The organism is uncultured Amphritea sp., assembly GCF_937127095.1.
Taxonomy (GTDB): domain Bacteria; phylum Pseudomonadota; class Gammaproteobacteria; order Pseudomonadales; family Balneatricaceae; genus Amphritea.
The window spans coordinates 85,339-91,441 of sequence record NZ_CAKZLP010000056.1; the positions used below are offsets into that span (position 1 = coordinate 85,339).

The following is a 6,103-nucleotide window of genomic DNA, read 5'->3' on the forward strand; positions in this document are numbered from 1 at the left end:
GTTCGGTAAGCGCGGGTTATTTACCCATCTTCTTACGAATCTGCTGAATAGTACGCAGTTGTGCTGCAGCTTCGGCCAATTGAGCAGTCGCACGGGAAAAATCCAGTTCAGTGCTCTTATCAGCCATTACATGTTCAGCATGCTTCTTCGCTTCTTCAGCAGCTGCTTCGTTGATGTCACCCGCACGCAGTGCAACGTCCGCTAGGACAGAGACTTTGTGTGGCTGAACTTCGATGAAGCCACCAGAAACGTAAAAGATCTCCTGCTCACCACCCTGTTTCATTAGCTCTACAGGACCTGGTTTCAGTTCCGACAGAAGCGGAGCGTGACCCGGGTAGATACCCAGATCACCCAGGCTACCTGTCACTGAAACGAACTCGATAAGACCGGAGAAGATCTCTTCTTCAGCACTCACGATGTCACAATGAACAGTCATAGCCATGTTGTTATCCTTTTAAAAGGTTAACTAAGCGCACTTACATGCTCTTAGCTTTTTCAACCACTTCGTCGATACCGCCAACCATGTAGAACGCTTGCTCTGGCAGACTGTCATAATCGCCCGCAAGGATGCCCTTGAATGCGCTGATGGTATCTTTCAGAGAAACGTACTTACCAGGAGAACCGGTGAATACTTCAGCTACGAAGAATGGCTGAGACAGGAATCGCTGGATCTTACGAGCGCGGGTTACTACCTGCTTGTCTTCTTCAGACAACTCGTCCATACCCAGAATCGCGATGATGTCTTTCAGCTCTTTATAGCGCTGCAGTACACCCTGCACCTGACGGGCAGTGTCATAATGCTCCTGACCGATTACCAGAGGATCCAACTGACGTGAAGTGGAATCCAGTGGGTCTACCGCAGGGTAGATACCCAGCTCGGCAATCTGACGTGACAGTACAACTGTTGCGTCAAGGTGCGAGAAGGTGGTCGCTGGTGATGGGTCAGTCAAGTCATCTGCTGGTACGTATACCGCTTGAATAGACGTGATAGAACCCGTCTTGGTAGAGGTGATACGTTCCTGAAGAACACCCATCTCTTCCGCCAGTGTTGGCTGGTAACCTACCGCTGAAGGCATACGACCCAACAGTGCAGATACTTCTGTTCCTGCCAGTGTGTAACGGTAGATGTTATCAACAAACAACAGTACGTCACGACCTTCGTCACGGAATTTTTCAGCCATGGTCAGGCCAGTCAGCGCTACACGCAGACGGTTACCTGGAGGCTCGTTCATCTGACCGTATACCAGAGATACTTTATCCAATACGTTGGATTCTTTCATCTCATAGTAGAAGTCGTTACCTTCTCGAGTACGCTCACCTACACCCGCAAATACGGAGAAGCCAGAGTGCTCGATCGCGATGTTACGGATCAGTTCCATCATGTTTACGGTTTTACCTACACCGGCACCACCGAACAGACCAACTTTACCACCCTTCGCGAATGGGCATACCAGATCGATTACCTTGATGCCGGTTTCCAGCAGCTCGTTAGAAGCCGCCTGGTCAGCATAAGAAGGTGCCTTACGGTGAATAGGCATACGCTCTTCTTCACCAATAGGTCCACACTCATCGATTGGGTTACCCAATACATCCATAATGCGACCCAGAGTCGCTGTACCGACAGGTACAGAAACTGGCGCACCAGTGTTTACTACGCTCAGACCACGACTGACGCCTTCGGTCTGACCCATAGCGATTGCACGTACAACACCATCACCCAGCTGTTGCTGAACTTCAAGTGTGAGCCCTTTAGACTCAACAACCAGTGCATCATAGATTTTCGGTACACTGTCACGTGGGAATTCCACGTCGACTACTGCGCCGATAATCTGAACAATACGTCCGCTACTCATGTTCGGATCCTCTTAACATTTAAACCTGTTAACTGCCTTATACAGCAGCAGCACCACTCACGATCTCAGAAATTTCCTGAGTAATCGCAGCTTGACGAGCCTTGTTGTAAACCATTTGAAGCTCATCGATTAGGTCACCAGCGTTGTCAGTTGCGTTCTTCATCGCCAGCATTCGTGCTGCCTGTTCACAGGCATTGTTCTCAACCACGGCCTGATAGACCAGGGACTCAATGTAACGAACCAGTAAGCCGTTCAACAGCTCTTTAGCATCGGGTTCGTAAATATAATCCCAGTGATGGTTAAGACGGTCATCATCGTCTTCTGCTTTCAGCGGAAGAATCTGCTCTACCTGTGGCTGCTGCGTCATCGTATTAACGAACTCGTTAGATACAATAAACAACATATCCAGCTTGCCTACATCGTAAGCATCCAACATGACTTTAACGGTACCAATCAGCTCAACTATTTCAGGCTTATCACCCAAACCAGATTTTGCTGCGGTTACGTTACCGCCATATGTTTTAAAGAAGCTTACAGACTTAGAGCCCAGCGCACAGATATCGATCTCGATATTTGCGTCTTTAAACTCTTTCATCTTGGCAAGTGCTGCTTTGAACGCATTAATGTTCAAGCCACCGCAGAGACCACGGTCAGTTGCTAATACAATGAAACCGACACGCTTTACTTCGCGCTGTTGCAGATACAGATGCTTATATTCAGGATTGGATTTCGCCAGGTGCTGAATTACGCTGCGGATATTCCGAGCGTAAGGACGGCTTTCCTGCATGCGATCCTGAGCTTTACGCATTTTAGATGCAGCCACCATTTCCATAGCGCTGGTAATCTTACGTGTGCCCTGAATACTGCTTATCTGTGTCTTTATCTCTTTTCCGGCTGCCATAGTTCCACCTATTAAACCTTTACTTAGTTCAGGTCTGCATAATTACTTATGCAAACCTCCACTCAAATGAGCTATTACCAAGTTTGGGTAGATTTGAACTTTTCGATACCAGCCTTGAACTGAGACGCGATCTCGTCATTGTAGTCGCCGCTATCATTGATCTTACCCATTACATCAGCATACTCGCTGTTGAAGTAAGAGATCAGCGACGCTTCAAAATCAAGGATCTTGTTCAGGTCGATATCGTTCAGGAAGCCTTCGTTTGCAGCGAACAGACTCAGACCCATGTCCGCTACAGACATCGGGGAGTACTGCTTCTGCTTCATCAGCTCGGTTACGCGCTGACCATGCTCAAGCTGAGCACGGGTAGCATCATCCAGATCAGAAGCAAACTGAGCGAATGCCGCCAATTCACGATACTGAGCCAGAGCCAGACGTACACCACCACCCAGTTTCTTGATGATCTTAGTCTGAGCTGCACCACCTACACGGGATACAGACAGACCAGCGTTGATCGCCGGACGGATACCTGCGTTAAACAGGTCCGCTTCCAGGAAGATCTGACCATCGGTGATTGAGATAACGTTGGTTGGTACGAATGCAGATACGTCACCACCCTGTGTCTCGATTACTGGCAGTGCAGTCAGAGAGCCTGTTTTGCCCTTAACTTCGCCGTTAGTAAACTTCTCAACATAGGTTGGGTTAACGCGCGCAGCACGTTCCAGCAGACGCGAGTGAAGATAGAATACGTCACCTGGGTATGCTTCACGGCCCGGTGGGCGGCGCAGCAACAGGGAGATCTGACGGTAAGCCCAGGCTTGTTTAGTCAGGTCATCGTATACGATCAGAGCATCTTCACCGCGGTCACGGTAGTATTCGCCCATAGAACAACCAGCGTAAGGCGCCAGGAACTGCATCGCTGCAGGATCAGATGCGCCAGCTGCTACGACGATGGTATGTTCCATCGCGCCATGCTCTTCCAGCTTACGTACTACGTTGGCAATAGTGGACTGTTTCTGTCCGATCGCTACGTAGATACATTTAACACCAGTACCTTTCTGGTTGATGATAGCGTCAATCGCGATCGCAGTCTTACCGATCTGACGGTCACCGATGATCAGCTCACGCTGACCACGGCCAACTGGCACCATGGCATCAATAGATTTCAGACCAGTCTGTACAGGCTGATCGACTGATTGACGCTCGATTACACCAGGTGCAACCTTTTCGACAGGGTCAGTCAGTTTAGTTTCAATCGGGCCTTTACCGTCGATCGGGTTACCCAGGGCGTCTACTACACGACCCTGCAGTTCCGGACCAACAGGTACTTCCAGGATTCGGCCAGTACAACGCGCGGTCATACCTTCTACCAGACCCTGATAGTCACCCAGTACTACAGCACCTACAGAGTCACGCTCAAGGTTGAGCGCCATACCATAGATACCGCCAGGGAATTCAATCATTTCCCCGTACATTACATCAGCCAGGCCGTGAATCAGGATAATACCGTCAGAAACGCTGACGATAGTACCTTCATTACGGGCTTCAGAAGAGACATCAAGTTTCTCGATGCGGCTCTTAAGAATCTCGCTGATCTCAGATGGATTCAATTGCTGCATGTTTAATCCTCACACTCAGGAGTTCATTGCTTCGGCTAGTTTAGCCAGTCGAGCACGAATAGAGCCGTCGATAACCATATCGTCGGTTCGAACGATCACACCACCAATAATGGACTTGTCCACCACGGTAGTCAGACTCACTTCGCGGCCCAGCTTGGAGCTCAGTGCCTGAGTTAATTTTTGTTGCTGCTGCTCGCCCAGATCAAAGGCAGTTGTCAGATTCACTTCAACAGTATGCTGTTGGTTAGCTTTCAACTGTTCAAACTGTACGGCGATCTCTGGTAACAAAGCCAAACGCTGATTTTCTGCCAACAAAGAGATAAAATTCTTGGTTGACTGATCCATCTGCTCTTCGCAGACAGAGATCATTGCCTCAGCTTTTTGCTCACGTGTGAAGCCAGGGTTATCCAATACCAGTTTCATCGTCTCATGCTGAGCGACTGCCGTAGCAGTTGCCAGCATATCGGACCACTGGTCAAGACTTCCCTTAGCCACAGCGTGCTCAAAAGCGGCTTTTGTATAAGGCCGAGCAACTGTATTGAGTTCAGCCATCGTAAACCTCGCTTAAAGCTCAGCAGCTAGTTTTTCAACAAGCTGTGCGTGCGCATTAGCGTCAACTGACGCTTCAAGAATTTTCTCAGCACCGGCTACTACAAGAGCAGCGACATCAGCGCGTAGAGTTTCTCTGGCACGGTTAGCTTCCTGATCGATTTCAGCTTTAGCAGCCGTTAGAAGGCGATTAGCCTCTTCACGTGCTTTCTCTTTAGCTTCATCAACGATCTGGTTAGCTCGCTTATTAGCCTGTTCAATGATGGCGGCTGCTTCTTCCTTGCTCTTACGCATATCAGACATGGCTTTTTCTTGAGCCAGTTCTACATCTTTTCCATCATCATTACGAACAATTTTTCTATTATCTTGCTCATGTAACCACCCATAATCTGTAATTTCATGAATATTTCTTCTTTCTAAAACAAACTTTGTAAATCGCTGGGAAGTTTTACAAGATTCAAAACCTCGTTCTTCCATGCTTAGTTTAATGGGTTCGGGTAATTCGAATAGCCAGGCATCGAAATCATCTTGAGTAGGTTCATACTTTTTTGAAAGGAGATGGTATCGAAGACTTGCATTTCCAATGGAAAACAACTTTCTATGAAATGGCCTATCCTTGGAAGGGAGCTTTTTCAAAAATGCTTTTTGAATTTTATTTTGTTCCTCAATGGGATGATCCATGACTTTTTTGTGACTCAGAATTATTTTTGGGACCACAAAATAATAAAATCACTAAATTATTACAAGTCAACGCAATACCGGGAAAAATCAAATTAGGTTCACTAGACTTTTTATTGCCCGAGCTCAAATTTTTCCAACCCGTTATCATTGATGTAATAGGCCCAGTTGGGGGCGCTAAATCCTAAACCTGCCATTTTTGAGTTTTCATCTGGCACATTACCGGGCGGTTCACGGTTCAATTTGGAGACATCGACAAAATCTTTATTAGAAAAATTGAAGAACACAAGGTTTTCATTTATTTCAATAAAACCATCGTTATTTCTAGAATGATAATAAGGTTGTTGCATTATCACGACAACATCCCTGTCATTCTTTTCAAAAAACTCGACTGACTTTATTGGGTCTTTTAGTTGAATAACGAAGTGATACCCACCGCCAGAGAATATTTGAAGTATTGAATCTGTTGGAACTTTGATCGCGGCCGATAGTGCTTCGAGGTA

Annotated in this window: 7 protein-coding genes; all 7 read right to left on the reverse strand. The window is 47.2% G+C overall.

The genetic code is table 11. The features are described from left to right. Positions 1–16: 16 nt before the first annotated feature. Positions 17–442, reverse strand: a complete 426-nt coding sequence (locus Q0499_RS14200; protein WP_299200401.1) for a F0F1 ATP synthase subunit epsilon — start codon at positions 440–442, stop codon at positions 17–19. 34 nt (positions 443–476) lie between these two features. Continuing rightward, on the reverse strand, positions 477–1,853 hold the full coding sequence (atpD, locus tag Q0499_RS14205; RefSeq protein WP_299200402.1) for a F0F1 ATP synthase subunit beta: 1,377 nt from the start codon (positions 1,851–1,853) through the stop codon (positions 477–479). 37 nt (positions 1,854–1,890) lie between these two features. After that, the gene (atpG, locus tag Q0499_RS14210) at positions 1,891–2,754 is read right to left on the reverse strand and encodes a F0F1 ATP synthase subunit gamma (RefSeq protein ID WP_299200403.1); all 864 of its coding nucleotides are present in this window, start codon (positions 2,752–2,754) and stop codon (positions 1,891–1,893) included. 74 nt (positions 2,755–2,828) lie between these two features. Continuing rightward, positions 2,829–4,373, reverse strand: a complete 1,545-nt coding sequence (atpA, locus tag Q0499_RS14215; RefSeq protein WP_299200404.1) for a F0F1 ATP synthase subunit alpha — start codon at positions 4,371–4,373, stop codon at positions 2,829–2,831. A 15-nt stretch (positions 4,374–4,388) separates the two neighbouring features. Next, positions 4,389–4,925, reverse strand: a complete 537-nt coding sequence (locus Q0499_RS14220; protein WP_299200405.1) for a F0F1 ATP synthase subunit delta — start codon at positions 4,923–4,925, stop codon at positions 4,389–4,391. Between the two features lie 12 nt (positions 4,926–4,937). Further along, the gene (gene atpF / locus Q0499_RS23695) at positions 4,938–5,603 is read right to left on the reverse strand and encodes a F0F1 ATP synthase subunit B (protein WP_363317803.1); all 666 of its coding nucleotides are present in this window, start codon (positions 5,601–5,603) and stop codon (positions 4,938–4,940) included. A gap of 110 nt (positions 5,604–5,713) precedes the next feature. Further along, positions 5,714–6,103 (reverse strand): hypothetical protein (locus tag Q0499_RS14230; protein WP_299200406.1); only part of this gene is annotated, 390 nt, incomplete at its 5' end.